Source organism: Paraburkholderia fungorum (genome assembly GCF_046027605.1).
In the GTDB taxonomy this organism is placed as follows: domain Bacteria; phylum Pseudomonadota; class Gammaproteobacteria; order Burkholderiales; family Burkholderiaceae; genus Paraburkholderia; species Paraburkholderia fungorum_F.
Window position 1 is genome coordinate 1 of sequence record NZ_JAQQEF010000038.1, and the last position, 18,750, is coordinate 18,750.

Sequence of the window (18,750 nt, forward strand, 5' to 3'; positions counted from 1 at the left end):
CACCAATCATCTCTGGCAGCCAGACTTCCGATTTCGGCCAGGAAGCGATACTCAAAAGGGCCCGTGAACGTCTGAAGATCGATACGATGCAGACGTCCGCTGCCTCATCGATCTTGCGGAAACGCGAAGCGAAGGCTTGCTACGGTTGAACTGATCCACTATCAGGTTTCCAAGCGGCCAACCTTCTTTGTCGAAGGTCCTCTCGTGCTTTCTCCATTGCCCATTTGCGAACACCCGAAGTCAACGAGTGCGTTGGGCTGCCATAACTACTGAAATATGTTGTGAGCCCTCCATTTATAATTTTCACCTTGCCTACGTCATTTCCCAGCTCAGCAGGCGTGCTTTTTCGGTATGGGTCGTATATATTTATCGATCCGTTTTCTTTGGTCAGCCACTGAGATAGTACGGAATTAATATGAGTGTCCCCGAATCCGTAGCCAATTACATCAAGCTCGGTTATTGATGACATTCTTTTTTTGAATTCATTGAAAAAAGATAGGGGTGCAACTTGATCAAAACTTCCTTTAAATTTATGTGCGCCAGATAAGAGGGAGCGTCTCAAAAACTGTAATTCACCGTCGACATCAAGCACATTGAGTTCCCTAACCGTTCGCGACTGCATCTGGGCGCATACCTCGTGGCTGTGTTTTTCCACTCGCATGATTTCTTGAAGGAAAGAACCAACTCCCTCATTTTTTGCCGTAGCGCATTTTAAGTACAGATTCTTGTCCTCAACAGCAAATATGTCGAGCGAGCCGTGAAGCTTGATAAGATTCACCCCCTTTTCCTCTGGCCCGAGGAAATTCAGGTTACCTGAATCCATCTGCTCCTTGGTCAACGTGTCGAAGCGTCCAATGTTCGAGTAACGTTCGCCGCCACTTTCAAAGAACCCGTCTCGATACCGGACGCCGTGGTAAGCGCATATTTCTTCGAAATTTATATCATGATTCAGACTGAACACATGAACGCACGGATATTGATCGATGAGACCTTTAATTCCGATATAATCTTTGACCTTTTCAGCAAATAGCTTGGTTGTGTGCATCTGATCTTCGAGCAGAAGAATTTGCACACAATCTACGAGTTGTAAGAGCACGCTGTGCGCTATCTCCCAATACGGCCCTCGTGCCAAATATAGTGCCTCAAGCTCCCCCGCCATTTGCTCATAGTGAAGATTTGGGTTGGACAAAATCGCTTCGAAATGCTGGCGAAAGGTCGGATCTTTTCTAAAATCAAAAAGATGGGTGTCAAGTCTCCTTAGGATATTCGCCCTAAGAGTATTGGTAAATTCCCATACAAGTGGCATGCCGCATTCGTAAGATGCGCCAGCTCCTAGGAAGAGTGCCTTCATCGGGTTTTTCCGGAGTTTTTTTCATATTGATCCATTGTACGACGGCGTCCATGTGGTAAGCGTCCGCAGTACAGATTCCGTCCGATGGCCGTTCTAGGTCAGCTAATGTGTTGATTATCCCTTGATCCCGAATGACTCTTCTATCTCCCATTACAGACAGTCAACAAACGCCTGAGCTAAACCACTATCACGAAGTGGTGGTCGACTTGTACGCACTTTTAATTTTATGCAGGAAAACCGCGCTCGCGCGCCTGATGTATGGCTGCAACATGCTCAATGAACTTGGTCACGACTCCGGTGACCTCGTTCTTAGACTTGTCCACGTTCACGGTGGCGCTGGACAATTTGATGTGGTTAACACCTTCCGGAACTTGCGATTGCTGGACTTTCATCTCCCGTTCGGCCTCCTCGGCTACGAATTGGGGAAACTTCGATTGAAGCTCTGCCTGAAGGTGCTGGATTACGTCATAGACGTTTTCAGCAAATTCGAGTGCCTCAGCTTCCCGCACAATCTTGCCTCGGTGGATCACTTTGTTACGAGTCTCGGTAATGCGTGGCTCAAGCTTGAACGGGCAGCTCTGGTCAAGCATGTAGAGGAACTGAAATGCACCAAATTGGCGTTCTGACTGCGCTGCGACATTCTTCCAAGCCACCTCAACCGTTTCTTCCGGTATACCCTTTGCCCGGGACGAGACACGGATGTAGAACTCGTACATACGTTCTAGTGCCGTAGACATAACGGCTACGACTTCGTTTGTATATCCGTCAAGCGCTGCACGAGCGGCTGATTTCACGAGTACTTCGTATCTGCGGGCGTTGTATAGAACGACTCCTCTGTGCCCTTGATCGCAGGTGACATGAATCAAGCCATTGTCATCAAGTTCGCCAGCTATGGGATTGAACTTGGGCTGCTTCCCATCTTTTGATGCTTCTTGAATGCAATCTGGGCATGCGGCGATGGTCTTCATAGCATTTAACGTTTGAATTAAGTCCTAGCATCGATAGGGCTTGAGTGGATGATAGCTCTTTAGACAAACCTAAAAATTTTCCGATCGCTGCCTGTAGTAAGTGCATGAAACTCGGGGGGCGAATGTCGCTTTCTGGCCCGATCACTGCCTCAGTCGAACGGCATATCCCGACCCGCTTCGGGCACTGAACTGGCGATGCGCTCAACGGCTGCTTCCAAAGTGGAGCAGTCGTTCGCGCGGCGAAAACCCAGACGGAGTATTAACGTGCATTAAAAGTTGAATATTTGACGAAGCAATGTGCAAAAATTTTTCAATAATGCAAATTTCTTGTCTTCATTAGCTCGATTTTCAAAGACTCTCCTGTTATCAGAATCCGACGAACGCGATCTGGCTCAGGTTTTCCGAATTTGTCACTAAAAGAGTCACCGGTGCAGGCGCCCGTAAATTCATTCAAGCTTTTTGAAATGGACTCTTGATTGAATTTAGTATATTGCTTATCCAAATACTGAATCACCAATTCAATTTTTGTCTGAAATCCAATCGCATAGTAATTCGCAGCAGTCTTTGAGCGGTCCTCACTGGTCCAATATTCACAGGCATACGCCTCGAGTTTTGATATTGATTGAGATAGCTCTTCTATTCTTTTTGATAAATCTTGAGATTTAATGGTATATCGCGTTCTCCAATAATTTGTAAATATTGCTACTGCAGCCCCGATAAGGGCCGAGGTGATGCTTATCGAGTACTTATCCATTTTTATTTCCCGCATCTCGAATATACTTAAGAATACGGATTGCGTAAATTTCGTTCTGGGAAATGATGTTGAGTCTTGATTCAAGCTCGGAGACAGTAATTCCACGGCGCACAAGCCCACCGAAGGCGGCTTCTAAAAACGAGTCAGCAAGCCCATATGTGCCGTCCAAGTCGATTGTTACAATATCGGCTTTATCGAGCGACTCCGCGATTTGATTTGAAAGCGCTTCTCCAGAATGCGGGCCATCATTTATGAATCGACCGGCCGGGAATGGACTGAAATCTTTCGCGACGGAAATTTCGACATTATCAATCCGCGTCATTTTTCTTGAAATATATTTAAATGATATTTCAATTGACGTCCCCTGAAAAATGGCGGTTTGATCTCTAGAGAATCGATTCTCTTTTTGAGAATAAGCGACGCTTCCGTGGCGACTTTTTATGCGGAGGGACTGGAATATTCCTCGCTTCGTAGTTTCAACAATACTCGCTATCCCTAAGCCGCGGCCCGGCTGGTTGATCACGGACGGTCCGTTCGCGGCTGCTTCGATCAATTTGCTGTCCGCATCGCTATCGGAAAGAAGCTCACGCCGTGTATCCGGAGAGATTTTGTCAAATATTGATTTTGGAATCGTAACCCCGTAGTCAACGATCGAAAATTGGGCAATCGATTCGTCTAAAACAGTGATAGCGATCTGTAATTCGCAATTCAATCCTCGACGGAAATTGATGGGATATGCATGGTGAATTACATTAGAAATAAGCTCAGTCGCAGCAGCGTAAATCTCAGAAAGTAAAGGTTTTTCAATATCAAAACTATCGTTTAGCGTGTCAATCAGACTAATGGCGGCCGATAGGTTGGATTCTTGATACTCCCATTTCTTTATGTCTTCCATTTTCATCCCCGGTAAATATCGTTTGATTTGATTGACAAGTTTTGTTGAATTATAAACGCCATCACCCACCTTGGTTGGGCATTTCAGACGGAGTTCTTGCTATTTCAGGCCGAGCGAGCCGTAAGTACGCGTCGTCTACACGGGGCGTCGCCAATGACCGCTCAGAGCCGAGCGCCTGGAGGGCGTCATAGAGCCCACTGGCCAAAGCCGGCCACCGCCGATAATACGACAATGGCTCTCTGCGTTCGAGTGACAGCTTGCAAAGTGAAACTGCCTCTTGACTATCATGGCAACGCAACGGATGAAGGTCGCCTTCCGGCCGAACCCGGAAGTTCGTCGTCGGTCGACAATCAACCTTCCAGACTTAACCGCGAACTTCCGTCTTCGACCCTTAGGACCCGGCGATTTCGACGTGCCCTAAGCAGAACGAGAACTTGCCGCTGGAAACGCGAGCATTTAAGGGCTGACCTGCCGACTGGAGTCCCGTCTGTTTGGTGGCGCAGAACATGACGTCGGCGAACAGATTCCGTAGCTGTTGCGTTACGGCTTACCCGATCCGGAAATTTGACGACACTCCGCGTAGCGATTCCGAATCACCGCAGAGCCGGGTTCGGCAGCCAGATCAATTTCGAGTACGTCTCCAACTTGCCACCCCTCAGCGACCAATTCGTCCCAGAGTTCGTCGGGAAACTGCAGAATGCCGTCGCCACTCCCGTCACGGGAGTCCTGAATCTCAATGATCCAACGCTTCGAAGAAACCACTTCGCATCTCCAGATAGTTTGTGCGATTGCGGGGAGTCGGCAGGATTCGATGTGAAAGAGCAGTCGCCCCGAAATGAGCTTGATGTCGAAGGGGACGGCTCGGGGTGCAATTACATGCTATACCGACTTAGTCACCCTCCGACGAAGCTTTGGCCTCACTGGCCAAGAACCGCGAGCGCTGGAAAATCGTCGAGGGTCTCCACCCCAGCAGTTGCCATCTTGGAATGCGCTCCAGAAAGTTCAAAGTTAAACGAGCCAAACTCCGGATAGTTCGAACTTAAGTGAACCGCGGGTTCAGAGTTGGCTGAGCAGCACGCCCCGAAAACCTCATCCAAGCGGCATGACCAGTTCAAAGTTAAATGGATCTCGACATTTCCGGTTCCCACCCCTGGCGATTTCGCTTTTTGCCGCTCAACCGCAGTCGGACAGCTCGCCTCGAAACGCCACAAGTAATTGAATCTCATCGAAAAACCGGGAATTGACGAGCCGACGCGGAGCGCGCGGTGTCCAGGGAATTCCCCTACGCGCGGGTCCCCTTTCGCACTCTTTCTCGCCGGGATGTCTTGATTCGACTGCAGGATGGCGTTTTCGCGCGCTATACGGCGCCTTGCGCTGACAGTCCCTGGTGTTACGCTCAGGAAAGTAGCCTTCGCGGCAGTCAGCCGCCGTTCAGCGGCAAAATCAGCAGCCACAGAACATACCGCGAAGCGCGATTGCCGGCGAACGGCGAAACATCGCTGCGGGAGCGACTGCGATGCGAATCAGAACATATACGGCGTTGACGTTATGGGTGTTCAGCAGTGCTGCTTTCGCATGGCAGCCGCTCACCTATCCGATCCGAAGTCAAAGCGCTTATCAGCGCAGCGTCGACACCGCGATGTGTTACGCCGCGGCCAACAAGCAAACCAAGGTCAACATCGCGCACGAATCGCAGCTTCCGCCGCGCAAACCTGCAGCGCTCAAGACTTCGTCGACTGGCACGCCCTCGCGGCCGCCCTTGCCGCCCAGCAGTTTTTCAGCGACCCCGCCGGGCGCCAGCATGCCCACCGCCGCCGCCGCACCTGCTGCAAGCGGGCCCGGCGTGAACACGGCAACGGCCACCACCGCGGCGGCGACGAAAACAGCCAGTTCGACCACGGCGACTGCAACGACGACCGCGAAGACAACGACCGCTCCCACGACAACGACGACGACAACGGCGACGACCGCGGCCGCCACGCCGGCATCGGCGACGATCGCGGAGAACGGCGCCTCGGAGACGGCAGCAGCCAGTGCGGCACAGACGGCCGCGGCATCCGGCGTGAAGCTGCCGCCGCTGCCGGCGCCCGAACCACCAATGACACAGTACTGGGCCGCGTATGGCGCGTGCATGCAAGCGCGGGGTTACGTCGTCACACAGTAATCCCGCTTGCAAGCTTCGTTGCCGTGCCTTGTTTTTCTTGATTGTGGCGCCGGCATTCGACGCCCGTTTGCGAAATGGCAATGCTTAGCGACGTTACTTCCGATCAGCATGATTACCCCCAATGCGAGCACTGCGGTGCGCCGCTAGCCGGTCGCTTTACGCCGTGCCCCGAGTGCAATGCGCGCCCGGTCGGTACGCTCGGCGTGCGCCACGCACCGCCCTCTCCGCTGAACGTGCCGCTCGACGATCCTCAGCCGATGCTGCCCACCCGGCTGATAACACCGCGAATCTGGCGCCCGTCCTCAAGAGACCTGATCAATCCGTACGCCGTCACTGAAGAGCCGCAAGTCGCTGTCTCCGTCCTGCAGCGATTGCGCCAGCCCGTGGCGCTCAGCGTGTCGGTGCTGGTCGTGGCATCCGCCGTGTACCTGGGGTTCCTGCACAACGATGACTCCGTCGACGGCACGCCGATCGCGGTGTCGGGCAAAGTGACAACCCAGAACGTCAAGCCGCCGATGGCCGTCGCCCAGCGGCCGCCACCGGTCGCTGTTACTCAGCGGCCTTCACCACTCGCCGTTACTCAGCGGCCTACCCCGATCGCCGCCGCTCAGCGCCCTCCGCCTGTAGCCGTCGCCCAGCGGCCCGCGCCTGTCGTGGTCGCTCAAAGGCCCGCGCGCTCCCCGCCCATCCCGCCACCGGCCGCGCCGCTGCCGGCTGCGCGGCGCGTGGTGACCGCATCGGCCGAGGCGAAGCACAACCCGGGCGGCCAGCCCAACCCCGTGCCCAATAAACTTAGTGTGGATGCGTCGAAGCAGATCCGATCCGCCCGCGCCAATCTGCAGCAGAACAATCTGTCGGCGACCAAAGCTCGCCTCGCGGCGGCCATCGCGGCGCAACCGGATAGCCCGGACGCACAGGCCATGCGCGCTACCGTGGCCCAGCGTGAACAGCAACGGGACGCACTGCTGAGCGTGGCACGAGGTTGCAGCTATGTCGGACGATGGGCGTGTGTCTGGCTGAAAGCCGGCGATGCGCTGCTGGTCGATTCGAGCAGCAAGGAGGCCCAGAGCCTCGTGTCGCTCGCGATGCGCGAGAGCGAACTGGCGAGCGCGTGGCAACCGGCGCCCGCGGCCGAAACAACCCCCGATGAACGCAGCATCGCCATCAGCCATCATTGAACGAACCTGACCCGCCACCGCGCAAGCGGCAGGCACAGGAGGGCGAGGTGAACTATGGGGCCGGCACCGCCAGACGACTGCTGACCTGATGCGCGATCGCCCGATAACGGGCCGCCGTATCCCTCAACGTCAGGCCAACCAGCGAGCGTTGCGCCCGCGCCTGCCCTAACGCCGCGACAACGGCATCTGCATAGCACCGCACCTCGTCCGTATCGACCAGCTGCACGCCGGGAAATCCGCTCGCGAATGCAAACGACGGAATCTTGCTCGCCACGATCGGAATCCCCGACGCCAGCGCTTCGAGAAACGCCACGCTATGCGCCTCGGAGCGCGAGGGCATGACGAACACGTTCGACTCCGACAGCACGCTCGCCACATCCGTACGTGGACCGGCGACCACGACACGGTCCGCGAGTCCCAACTCCCGCACGAGGTCGATGACGGCGCGCTGGTAATCCGGATCTTCGACCACGCCGTATAGCATGAGGCGTGCGTCTGTCACCCGCTCGATCACCTCGCGGAAAGCCCGCACCGTCAAAAGCTGATTCTTCACCGCCGCATAGCGCCCGATCTGCACGACCTGGGGCGCCCGGCCGCTACGCCCGGTGCCGTCGGTGAACGCGAAGCGCCCGAGATCGACGCCGTTAGGCACCACGGTCATCGAAGGATGCGGCCCGATGGCCTGCACGTAGTCGGTCACGCCCTGCTGCGATACGCCGATCACCGCCCGGGCACGTCCCGACAGGACGTGCTCGACGCGCCGGAACAGCGGCCGCTCGAAGTCGTTGGTCGCCGAATGCATGACGTACACGACCGGCACGCGCAGCGGCAACGCGCGCGCATAAAACGAAGGAATCGTGGCATGCGCGAAAATCACGTCCGGGCCGAAACGCCGCACCGCGTGAAACAGATTCCACAGTTTGCCGGCGAGGCGGCGGCGCCGCTCCGGAAACCAGCACGCCACGCCGTGCCGCTGCAGATCGTCCTGCAAAGGCAGGAATTCGACATGCGCGGGCAACAGCGAGGCCACGCACACAGCCATGCCCTCGGCACTTTGATCGATCGCGAGATCCTTCGCCAGCACTTCGGCGCCCGACAGGCGCGGCGCCAGAATCAGATGTAGCACTCGCATCACGGCGTCCTTGCAGTCAGCGTCCTGAACAGCATCCACGCCGCGGCGCAGCCGAGGCCAAGGGTCATGGACCAGGCAATGCCCGTCACGCCCCACCAATGAACCGCCGCAGGCGCGCTGATCAGCAGCACGACGACCTGAATCAGCGAGGCATGCACGGTCGCCTTCGCGTCGCCTACCGCGCGCAGATAAGCAACCAGCACGGCGATCAACGCGCCGATCGCCATATTGATCACCAGAATTCTGAAGAGCGGCACCGCGGGCAACCAGGCGGCGCCGAGAATCAGTGAGAAGAGCGGCTCCGCGATCAGCCTCAGCACTTCGACGAACGCCGCCAGCCCAATCGCGATCACGAGAAGATAAATCTTGATGAGCCGCGAGGCCGCCTGCGGATTGCGGCGATGACGCGCCGCGAAGGTGGGAAAGAGATATTGCGACATGGCGATCGCGGCATCGGCGAGCAGCATCTGCGCGAGCCGCGAGGACATCTGATAGCTACCCAACTGCGCCGGGCCGAGCAGCTTGCCGACCACCACCTTGTCGAACTGGTTGAGCAGCAGGTTGATCACGCTGCTTGCCCAGATCCAGCGGCTGAAGCCCACGTAGTGACCGATGCCCGACCACACGGCGCGGATCGGCGGACGCGGCTTCATGGTCGCCCAGGTCAGGACGCTTTTCAGGCTTTCACCGGCGACGAGGCCGATCAGCACCGAGGCCGCACCGGCGCCCAGGTAGGCGCAGCCGAGCCCGATCGAACAATCGACAAAGGCCGCCCCCACCTCGACGCCGGCAATATGCTGGAAGCGCCGCTCGCGCTGCACGAGGTAGTAAGTGGGCGATGCCAGCCCGCGCAACAACGGCAGAAGGGCCGCAAGCTGGATCAGCACCAGTGAACCGTCCAGATGAAACTGGCTGCTCAACAATGGCGCGAGCGCGACCAGCAGCAATGAGATGAGCACGCCGCGCGCGGTCAACGTCGTCCACACTGCGCCGAGCTGCGAACGCGTCGGCGGATGTTCGCCTTGAATGACCGCTTGCGCGAGACCGGTGTCCGAGAGCGCCTCGGCAATCGCCACCGCGAGCAGCGCCACGCTCACGCTGCCGATCGCCGCCGGCCCAAGCATCCGGCCAATCGCCAGGAACTTGACCGCTACGAGTCCACGCACGGCGAACTGCTGCAACAGCACCCACGTCGCCGCACTTGCGCCGAAGCTGGACGCTATGGAAAGCGGCGGAAGCCTGATCGCCCGCAAGCTGTATCTCCGTCGGATCGGAACGCCGTTGAATCGGCTGCCCGCAACGATTCACGCATCGCTGCGAAACGCCGCCGGCGCATAATTAGTTGGGTTGCACCAGCAAGCTGGCGAGGTTTTTCATCGAACGCTATATACGACCTTACCGCGAGAGAATCGGCGGCAACCGCCATCAGCTAGGCCTGTTCAGCCGAACCGGTTACGCGCTGGTACGTTTACACACAGAACGAGTCAAATAGACCAATCCACTCGCGCCCGCGATGCTAACGTTGTTCAGCCAGCGCCTCTCGACAGCCGGCGTCAACGCTGCTTCTTTACGACGCAATCGACCACGGAAGACCACTGAATCGATGGAACAAGACTACGTCCTGATTGTGGAGCCCAACCTCACCGGTCATCGCTGGCGTTATGTTGAGTGGACCATGCAGGCCTGCACGGAGGCCGGCTATCCGTGCATCCTCGCGACCGAATCCGGCAACGAAGATCACCGGCTCGCCAGACAGATCGTAGCGGCCAATCGCGCCGACTTGCAGATTGCATTCGTCGATCCCCAGGAGCGGCCTCGCGGCCTGCTGCGTCAGTCCAACCAGTACTCGCGCTTTCATCGCTATTTCAAGCGCGTGCATCGCGTGGTCAGCCATGCGCAGCCGATCAGGCTGGTGGTCGTGCCCTATGTCGACTATTTCTTGTATGGGCTGCCGTTTCTCGGCTCGCCGTTCCGTAAGACACCGTGGATCGGCATCACGATGCGCTCGACCTTCCATCACCATAAGGTCGGCATCAAGTCACCCGACCGTCCGATCGTCAATGCGATCAAGGCGCAGCTGTTCAAACGCGCGATCCGGAGTCCAGGCCTGCGCACGCTGCTGACGATCGATCCAACGCTGCCGGAATGGGCAGCGCGCAATGCCTCGAAGACCAGCGCGGCCGTCGCCTATGTGGCCGACCCGTTTCCGGACGAGCGGGCGGAAAACCCCGTTCTGGCTCGCGAGCGGCTCGGACTGGACCCCGATCAGCGCTATCTGCTGGTGTACGGCGCGATCAGCGAACGCAAAGGGATTTATGAGCTGGTCCATGCGTTGACGCGGCTGGAACACGCGCCCACGTTGATCGTCGCGGGCGAGCAGGACGCGGGCACGCGCCATTTCATGCGCAACCATGTGCGCAGCCTCAAGCCCGCGCCGCTGATACTCGACTCGTTCATTGCGAACGACGTCGAACGCGATCTGTTCTCCGCCTGCGACGCGGTCTGGCTAGGCTACAAGGGCCACTACGGAATGAGCGGTGTGCTCGTGCAGGCGTACCGCTTCGGCAAGCCCGTGATCGCAACGGAAGACGGCTTGATCGGCTGGTTCAGCCGGCGCTGCGAACTGGGGCCGATTCTGAGCGACCTCAGTTCCGCTTCGATCGGCCGTGCGATCACTGAAACCATGACCTCGTGGCCACACGCGCCGCAAACCATTCCTTCCGCACGCGAGGATCTGCTGTCACGGCACACGCTCGGGCAATTCAAGCAGACCTTGCTTCAACAGATGGCGTGATGATCCGGCCACACGCCGGCCGCCAGGCCAGCAGCCGATCGCGCGGCGTGATCAGGACAACTGGCCACCGGCGACAGGCACTTCCTCGCGCACCGAACTGTTGCGCTTTGCCGGGAACAGCGCGTTGCGCATCAGCAGGAACGGATACTCGATCGCGCGCGTGGTGACATAGCCGATCGCAATCGCGAAAGCGAACTGCGCGGTGAGCGCCACGATCCAGATCACGCTCGGCGCAAGACCCATGGCGGTCGCCTTGCGGATCAGCATGTCGCCAGGCGCGAGCGCAAGCGAATGCCACAGGTAGATGCCATACGAATAGAGGCCGACCCAGGCAATCCCGCGATACACCCACGTCGTCTTGAGCGATCCGGAATACTCCAGCACGAACACGATCAGCGCGGCGAAACCGATCGCCTGAATCGTGTAGCCAATGCTTTCGTCGAGCGCGATGTTTTTCGTCGCAAACGCGAGCCACGCGCACAGCATCACGATGCTGGCGATCAGCAGCCACTTGCGCCTCGCAATCTGATGATAGACGCCCGGTTTCATCCAGTAGATCGCGGACAGGATCACACCGACCAGCAAACTGTCGATGCGATATTGCGTGTATGCGAACGCCCCTTCCAGGTTGCCGCCCGCCACCGCGAAGCAGCGCGCGGTTAGCACCACCACACAGATCCCGGTGAGGACGCTGACAATCGTCCACGCGCTAAGACGCCAGCGCGCGAACAGCAACAGCAGCGCCGGCAACACGAGATAAAAGTGTTCTTCGACCGCGAGACTCCAGGTCTGGGTAATCGAGGTGCCCAGATAATTCTGCAGGTGGGTCAGGTTCTGGAACAGAAACGTATTCCACGGATGGCGCCCGGCCAGCACATGGAAAGCGATCAGCACGTAATACGCGGGCCAGATGCGGAAAATCCGCCGGATGATAAAACGCTTGGCGTCGACATGACCTTTTTCCGCGTACTGTCGAAGCAGCAGGCCGCCAACCAGAAAGCCGCTCAGCGTGAAGAACAGATTGACGCCTTCGCGCCCGAAACTCTTCAGGGGATATTCGATGATCTGGATCAGCCAGTTGCCGGTATGAACGGCATGAAAGTGAAAGCCCATCACCATGATAATGGCGATGCCGCGCACGAAATCCAGCTCGATCGCCCGGCCGGCTGTTACGGGTCCCGTCCCGCCGAAAAACTTCATGTTGTTCTCCCCTATTACCATTCCCGGGCGCGTGTCCCTTTTTGCATCTTCGGTGGCGGCACGCGTGCGTGCGCGCCAACATCAAGGCATTGGCCGACAACATCAGCAAGTGTGCGCGCGTCTTGCAGAGGGCGCCCTTGCCACTGTCGCCAGAACCCAGGCAATCGGCGACGAAACCGGCCATGCACAAGGGCTGAACGGCAATATTCCCGCACAATGACCCGATGCGAGACCGTCCGCTATAGACCGACGGCGGATCGACAGCGCGGGGAGGAATCAGCAATGCGCCATCAGTATGCGACGCTCTGGATATGGATTTTTCTGTTACCGCTTGCCCTGGACTATAAGGCGCCCGACGCCAACGTAGGTCACTTCGTCCAGTTCATCTTCGTGATCCCGGTGATCGCCGCCGGACTCGCACTTGTGCTGATCGCGCCACGCTTTCACAATGGCTCGCGGCTGCGCTCGGTCATCACCTTCAGCGTGCTGCTGTGCGTGCTCGGCAGCGTTGTCGCCCAACTGGTTCAGGATAACGACACCGGCAACTATCTGCGCGTTCTCCTGCCGTTCCTGCTGTTTCTGCTCGGCTACCTCGTAGCCTGCCGTCCGTGGAGCGAATACAGAATCTCGCAGTTCGAGAAAGCCCTGTTCGTCGCCAACGTGATCGGTCTCGTGTTCACCTTTGTCTATGGCTTGGCCACGAGCGGCAGCCTCGAGGATGCGCGCTTTCGCATCATCTCCGTGACGTTGCTGGGGCTGCAAGCCGTGCTGCTGCACGAATTCGTCGTCGCCAGGCGCTTTTCGTTTTTCACCGTCGCGGTGTTCGCCTTAAGCGTGATCGTTGAGTTGCTCAGCGTGACGCGTAGTTTGCTGGTCGGCACGGTCTTGCTGTTCCTGCTTGCGATGGCGCTGAGCGCGCCGTCGATCCAGCTCATCTGGCGCACGGCCGCGCGCGGCGTGATGACCGCTGCGGTGCTGGCCGGCGTGGTCGGCATCGTGGCCGTGAGTTTTCCGGCCGTCACCGAGCACTGGACGCAGCGCATTTTCGCGTCCGAGGAAACCGTCACCGGCAAGGATCCCACCACCATCACCCGTCTCGCCGAGATGCGCGATCAGTACGACCAGGTGACGGCGTCGCCGGAAACGCTGCTGTTCGGCGAAGGCTATGGGCACTATTACCGCTATTCCCCCGTCTACCTGCCGGATCTGGCCGGCCAGATCAGCGAGAAAGACTTTTACGCGATCAACGAATGGCCGGCGGGTCACAATTTCTGGGTCTATCAGTTCTTCGCTGGCGGACTGTTGTTCGGCATCGCCATGCCTTTAGCGACCCTGGCGGCGCTGGCCATCTGCTTTTTCTCGTACCGCTACTGGCGCGTGGTGGTACCCGACGCGCCCATGCTTCCGGTGCTAGGCCGCGCCATCATGTTGTTTGCCGCGCTGCCGGCCACCTCGATCGGCGGCAATCCGCTCGGACCACGTTTCTCCGGCCTGATATTCGGCGTCGCCCTCGGCTTGATGATCGCCACACATGCACGCTTGCGGCGTGCGTTGCCGACGCCCGCGAAGCGCGTACCGAAGCCGCCGCCGCACGGACGCCCGCCCGCCATGCCTGAACTGCCGGGCAGAATCCAGCCCGGCATGGGCCGTGCCGATCTCGTCAGAACACTGGGCATGTCGCAAGCGGCAAGCAGCGCGCCCGGCTCCCGCCAGTTCGGCGCCCTCGTACCGCACACCACGCGGACGCGAAGCGCCAATCGACCGAATATCGTCCGATGAAAATTCTCCATCTGCTTGCCAGTGTCGATCCACGCGCGGGCGGCCCGGTTGAAGGCGTGCGCCGCAGCGGCGTGGCGATGCAGGACGCCGGCCACGAAATCGAAGTGGCCACCTGCGATGCGCCCGGCGATGCCTACCTCGCGGCCTTTCCGTTTCCGGTCCACGCGTTCGGGCCTGTCAAGAGCCGCTACAGCTACAGTGCGCAACTCGCGCCGTGGCTCGTCGCCAACGCAAAACGGTTCGACGCGGTGATCGTGCACGGCTTGTGGCAATACCACGGCTACGCGGCATGGAAAGCACTACGCCAAAGCGGCGTGCCCTATTACGTGTACGTGCATGGCATGCTCGACCCGTGGTTCAAACAGGCTTACCCGCTCAAGCATCTGAAGAAGTGGCTGTATTGGCCGTGGGCCGAATACCGCGTGCTGCGCGACGCACGCGCCGTCATCTTCACGACGGAGGAAGAGCGCACGCGCGCGCGTCAATCGTTCTGGTTGTACCGCGCGCATGAACGGATCGTACCGTTCGGCACGACCGTGCCGCCGCTCGAGGCCGAACCCTTGCGCGAAGCGTTCCTGCAGGCCGTGCCTGGATTGCGCGGCAAGCGCATCGTGCTGTTTCTCGGCCGCGTCCACGCGAAGAAAGGTTGCGATCTGTTGATTGATGCATTCGCACGCGTCGCCGGCCGCGATCAATCGCTGCATCTCATGATCGCGGGTCCCGACGAGACCGGCTGGGTAGCCAGTCTGCGCGACCAGGCGCAGGCGGCCGGCATCGCGCATCGCATCAGTTTGCCCGGCATGCTGCAGGGCGATCTCAAGTGGGGCGCATTTCATGCCAGCGACGTGTTCGTTCTGCCCTCGCATCAGGAGAACTTCGGCGTCGCAGTTGCCGAAGCGCTCGGCTGCGGACTGCCGGCGCTAATCTCGGACAAGGTCAACGTGTGGCGCGAGATCGAAGCCGACGGCGCTGGCATGGTTGCCGCCGACACGGTCGACGGAACGGAAAAGAATCTCGTGCGCTGGCTCGAGCTCGACGACACCGCACGCGCCACGATGCGCGCCCAGGCGACCCGTACTTTCGAAGCGCGTTTTCGCGTCGAAACCATGGTCAGCGCGTTGACCGCTCTGCTGGAAACCAGGGGCGGCACCGGCGATCCGCGTGACAACACGCTCAGCACGCTGCGCGAGCTCGCGCAACCGGGCAAGCAAGCGAGCACGCAACCCAGCAGGTGACAACGCGCCCGCCTGGCGCGCATCGTCACCTGCTGTTCTTCACTGCTCTTTCATCAACGTCGTCAAGGTCGAGGCTGCGATCGGCAGGGTTTCGACTTGGGGCTGCTGTGTCTGAACCGACATCACGGAACTATTGGCGGCCTCGTTGCGTGTGTTGCCGACGATATCCGGAACATCGAGCTGCCGCACCAGATGGCCCGCAAGGCGCAACGAAAGCGCGGCGATCGTGATAGTCGGAAAGTTGGCGCCGACGGTGGGAAACACCGAGCTGCCCGCCACGTAGAAGTTGCTCATCCCATGCACCTTGCAGTCGCGATCCACCACGCCTTCGCGAGGTGAATCGTGCATCCGCGTGGTGCCCATGTGATGCCACGTGCCCTCCAGCTTCGCGGGCCAATGCCGGCCTTCGAGCGGCACATCGAGTTCGACGTCCGCGATGCCGGCCATCTGCAACTCCTGCGCGAGCAACGCGAAGGTTTTGTCGAACGTGCGCTTCACCTGTTCGCCCAGACGCCACTCCAGCTTCACGCGCGGCATGCCGAACCGGTCGCGCTTATCCGTCGACAACGTGACGCGGCTATCGGGATCGGGCACGGCTTCGACGATCGCCTGCAACGTCACGTCGGTGATCAGCACGGGCCACTGCAGGAGCCGCGTCAAACCATAACCTACGGTGTGCAGCGGATGCGCGATCATCGTCGCGAGATCGGTCTTCAGGCTGCGGCCCGGCTGATCCTTCTGCAGCAGCGCTTCCTTGCAATGGATCAGCGCCTCGGACCCCGCGGTTCCTTCACCGTACCAGCGCGAATAGAGCCATACACGCGAGTTCAGCAACTTCTCGCGTTCCATCAACTCCTGCTTCGGCGCGAACTGCGAGGATATCTTCGTGCCGTGCGCCGACACTGCGGCATTCTGATAGTGATACTTGATGTCATACAGCTTGTTGCGGGCATTGCCCGGACGAAAACGCACTTTTCCGCACATCATCCGCGGATGATCCATGAAGTAGCGGCCCACCAGATCGTTGGCATTGCCAAGGCCCGTCTTCTGCACGTTGTTCGACGCAAGCAGGAGGCGCGCATTCTCGATGCCGCCCGTGGCCAGCACGAAAATCCGTGCGACCACCGTCATCTTGCGACCACTGATGGTCGCCACCTGGAGTCGTGAAACCGAGGTTCCTTGAGCGTCGGCGTCGATATTCTGCACATTCGCGTACAGAAACACGCGCACCCGTGACGAGCGCGACAGCTCGTCGCGATACGCCTTGCCGAAGCGCACAGGCGGGCTGAACTGCGCGACGGTATCGCGCATATCGCCGGTTGCGAGCGGAATGCGGCGCACGTCGTTGCGGCCGATTTCGCGCTCCCAGTACGCGGGGTCGAAAGTCTGCGGGCCGAGCTTCAACAGTTCGTGCGTGCGCGCGTAGTACGGCGCCAGTTCCTCGAGGCCGAACGGCCAGCCGCTGTGCGCGATCCAGTCGCGCTTCTCGAAGTCCCACGGGTCGAGCGGGCGGCACCAGCCACCCCAGCAGTTGCTGCTGCCGCCGAAGTAGCGGCTGCGCGAACCGTCCGCGAAAGTATAGGGAAGCCCGACGTTCTCGCCACGATAGAGGTCGCGGGTTTCGTCGTCCGGCCCGAACCCGCCGCTTTCGAGCATGCAGGTGTCGACTCCCGCCCTCGACATCTCCAGCGCAAGCGTAATCCCGGCGACCCCTCCGCCGATGATGCAGACCGTCGTTTCAATGACCGTATTGTGTTCAACAGTGCGAGTATCGATGAACATCCCTACTCCCCATCTTCTTCATGCAGTCTGAGTGCGTCCGGCTACTCATCCAACCGGGGCTGGCAAGCAAACCTCGCACACGCCGTCACCAAACACATCATCGGCGTCGATCGAGTCGCATCGACCGATCATCCCAAAGCGGGCGCCGACATTCCGGCTTGACAACGACTGGCCTCCTCAGCGTAAAAACGCTGCGGTTCTCTCTCTGTGGTTCAGGTCACGGAAGCAAAACGCTTCCGGATGAAACGGCATGGATTGCCGCCATACACGCCCTCTGCATCGAGCGATCGATGCACGACGGACAAAGGCGTCACCACGGCCGACCGGCCGATCGTCACACCCATCTGCACCACACATTTCGACGTGATCCAGACACCGTCCTCGATGACGATCGGCGCGACGCGCAGATCCATCGTCGTGCTCATCTCGTGAGAGCCGGCGCTCAGGAACGTACCCTGGGAAATGCACACATTCGAGCCGATGTGGATCAGTGCCTGGTTGTAGAGCCAGACATCGACGCCGAACCAGCAGTGATCGCCCACTTCCAGATTCCATGGCGCCTTCACCCGCAAGGGATGCACGAAGCGGCAACCCGTGCCGATCTTCGCGCCGAACAGGCGTAACAGCGCAACCCGGACCGACGAAAGCGGCAGCAGCTTGTTGTTGATGACGCAGGCTTCAACGACAAACCAGATGAGTTCGATCAGGGCACCGCGCCTGGCGCGATAGTTTCCCTTTCCAGCCAGACTGAGATCGATGACGCGGCCATTCTCGCGGACGCCTTCGACTTCCGGCATACGCCCGATCTGCGGATCGTCTGCGACGTTACCCATCAGCTTTCTCCTGACGACGAACGGCATTCCACATACCCATTCGTCCTGCTTACATTATGTTTCGGCTCCTTACTCAAACTGGCTTCATGGCCGTCCAGGAAAGCGTTTTGGCGGCTCGGCGCGTACTGGTTGGCGCACGATAGCTCTATTGCGACTGCATCTTCCTGGGGCCTACGATGATCACCATGCTTCGGCATACAAGAACCTCGCTGCTGCTCGCGATCGCCACCTGTGCTGCGTGTGCCGCACCGGCACTCGCGCAGAACGCAGCCCCCGCGCCTGCGGCCCCGGCGCTCGCCGCCACCGCTGCGACCAGCTACGGCACGCCCGCTCCGGCAGCACGCGCCAAACCGGGCGATGCGCGTCGCAACAGCGAAGCGCAACTGCTCGGCGCTCCGCGCGACTATGGCTCGCCGGACGCGCAGAAAGGCAATACCGCCGACGCCCAGCAGGCCGCGCTGCTCGACGAACAACGCATGACGGTGTTGGGCGGCGCGCAGCCCGCTGTGCGCAACAAGGCGCCGGGCGCCGCCAACGGCAAGGTGCGCGTGGCCGGCCAGCCAGGCCGTCCGAATGCAGCCGACGGCTTGATGCCTGACGGCGCGGCGAAAAATACCTACGCCGATCCGTACGCCACCGGCAAACACGCCGTCTACAAGTCGCCGTGGTGATATCGCATTCATGA

At 59.3% G+C, this 18,750-nt stretch carries 17 protein-coding genes; 7 read left to right on the plus strand and 10 right to left on the minus strand.

Annotation, left to right across the window (positions count from 1 at the left end; all coding sequences use genetic code 11):
* Positions 1–139: 139 nt before the first annotated feature.
* The 5 genes from PQR53_RS35585 to PQR53_RS35605 all read right to left on the minus strand — a co-directional run bounded on the left by PQR53_RS35585 (position 140) and on the right by PQR53_RS35605 (position 5,422).
* Complete coding sequence (locus PQR53_RS35585; protein ID WP_408464786.1) at positions 140–1,351, minus strand: hypothetical protein; 1,212 nt, start codon at positions 1,349–1,351, stop codon at positions 140–142.
* Positions 1,352–1,575: 224 nt separating this feature from the next.
* Positions 1,576–2,319 (minus strand): hypothetical protein, encoded by a 744-nt coding sequence (locus PQR53_RS35590; RefSeq protein ID WP_408464788.1) that lies wholly within the window; start codon positions 2,317–2,319, stop codon positions 1,576–1,578.
* 310 nt (positions 2,320–2,629) lie between these two features.
* The gene (locus PQR53_RS35595; RefSeq protein WP_408464790.1) at positions 2,630–3,073 is read right to left on the minus strand and encodes a hypothetical protein; all 444 of its coding nucleotides are present in this window, start codon (positions 3,071–3,073) and stop codon (positions 2,630–2,632) included.
* The gene (locus PQR53_RS35600) at positions 3,066–3,974 is read right to left on the minus strand and encodes an STAS-like domain-containing protein (protein WP_408464792.1); all 909 of its coding nucleotides are present in this window, start codon (positions 3,972–3,974) and stop codon (positions 3,066–3,068) included. Before PQR53_RS35600 ends, PQR53_RS35595 begins: the two co-directional genes overlap by 8 nt.
* 911 nt (positions 3,975–4,885) lie before the next feature.
* A complete protein-coding gene (locus PQR53_RS35605) occupies positions 4,886–5,422 on the minus strand; it encodes a hypothetical protein (RefSeq protein WP_408464794.1) in 537 nt (178 codons plus the stop codon).
* 62 nt (positions 5,423–5,484) lie between these two features.
* Here PQR53_RS35605 and PQR53_RS35610 point away from each other — a divergent pair, with 62 nt between their 5' ends.
* Positions 5,485–6,132 (plus strand): hypothetical protein, encoded by a 648-nt coding sequence (locus PQR53_RS35610; protein ID WP_408464796.1) that lies wholly within the window; start codon positions 5,485–5,487, stop codon positions 6,130–6,132.
* Positions 6,133–6,212: 80 nt separating this feature from the next.
* The gene (locus PQR53_RS35615; protein ID WP_408464798.1) at positions 6,213–7,310 is read left to right on the plus strand and encodes a hypothetical protein; all 1,098 of its coding nucleotides are present in this window, start codon (positions 6,213–6,215) and stop codon (positions 7,308–7,310) included.
* Between the two features lie 52 nt (positions 7,311–7,362).
* Here PQR53_RS35615 and PQR53_RS35620 read toward each other — a convergent pair whose 3' ends face one another.
* Positions 7,363–8,442 carry a glycosyltransferase gene (locus tag PQR53_RS35620; protein WP_408464800.1) on the minus strand — a complete coding sequence of 360 codons (1,080 nt, stop codon included), beginning with the start codon at positions 8,440–8,442 and terminating at the stop codon, positions 7,363–7,365.
* Positions 8,442–9,695 carry an oligosaccharide flippase family protein gene (locus PQR53_RS35625; protein ID WP_408464802.1) on the minus strand — a complete coding sequence of 418 codons (1,254 nt, stop codon included), beginning with the start codon at positions 9,693–9,695 and terminating at the stop codon, positions 8,442–8,444. The genes PQR53_RS35620 and PQR53_RS35625 overlap by 1 nt, the downstream gene beginning before the upstream one ends.
* Positions 9,696–10,045: 350 nt before the next feature.
* Here PQR53_RS35625 and PQR53_RS35630 point away from each other — a divergent pair, with 350 nt between their 5' ends.
* On the plus strand, positions 10,046–11,236 hold the full coding sequence (locus tag PQR53_RS35630; RefSeq protein WP_408464804.1) for a glycosyltransferase: 1,191 nt from the start codon (positions 10,046–10,048) through the stop codon (positions 11,234–11,236).
* A gap of 51 nt (positions 11,237–11,287) precedes the next feature.
* On the opposite strand, the gene PQR53_RS35635 is transcribed toward PQR53_RS35630, so the two are convergent.
* Positions 11,288–12,436: an acyltransferase family protein gene (locus PQR53_RS35635; protein ID WP_408464806.1), complete on the minus strand. Its 1,149-nt coding sequence runs from the start codon at positions 12,434–12,436 to the stop codon at positions 11,288–11,290.
* On the opposite strand from PQR53_RS35635, the gene PQR53_RS35640 reads away from it, so the two are divergent.
* From PQR53_RS35640 to PQR53_RS35650, 3 genes are all read left to right on the plus strand, one after another.
* Positions 12,435–12,656, plus strand: a complete 222-nt coding sequence (locus tag PQR53_RS35640; protein WP_408464808.1) for a hypothetical protein — start codon at positions 12,435–12,437, stop codon at positions 12,654–12,656. The two genes, PQR53_RS35635 and PQR53_RS35640, sit on opposite strands and share 2 nt — an antisense overlap.
* Before the next feature lie 62 nt (positions 12,657–12,718).
* Positions 12,719–14,215, plus strand: a complete 1,497-nt coding sequence (locus PQR53_RS35645) for an O-antigen ligase family protein (protein ID WP_408464810.1) — start codon at positions 12,719–12,721, stop codon at positions 14,213–14,215.
* A complete protein-coding gene (locus tag PQR53_RS35650) occupies positions 14,212–15,450 on the plus strand; it encodes a glycosyltransferase (RefSeq protein WP_408464812.1) in 1,239 nt (412 codons plus the stop codon). The genes PQR53_RS35645 and PQR53_RS35650 overlap by 4 nt, the downstream gene beginning before the upstream one ends.
* Before the next feature lie 39 nt (positions 15,451–15,489).
* Here PQR53_RS35650 and PQR53_RS35655 read toward each other — a convergent pair whose 3' ends face one another.
* Both PQR53_RS35655 and PQR53_RS35660 read right to left on the minus strand, forming a co-directional pair.
* Positions 15,490–17,232: an FAD-dependent oxidoreductase gene (locus PQR53_RS35655; protein WP_408464814.1), complete on the minus strand. Its 1,743-nt coding sequence runs from the start codon at positions 17,230–17,232 to the stop codon at positions 15,490–15,492.
* 212 nt (positions 17,233–17,444) lie between these two features.
* On the minus strand, positions 17,445–18,065 hold the full coding sequence (locus PQR53_RS35660; protein ID WP_408464816.1) for an LbetaH domain-containing protein: 621 nt from the start codon (positions 18,063–18,065) through the stop codon (positions 17,445–17,447).
* Between the two features lie 176 nt (positions 18,066–18,241).
* On the opposite strand from PQR53_RS35660, the gene PQR53_RS35665 reads away from it, so the two are divergent.
* Positions 18,242–18,736 (plus strand): hypothetical protein, encoded by a 495-nt coding sequence (locus PQR53_RS35665; protein WP_408464818.1) that lies wholly within the window; start codon positions 18,242–18,244, stop codon positions 18,734–18,736.
* Positions 18,737–18,750 lie beyond the last annotated feature (14 nt).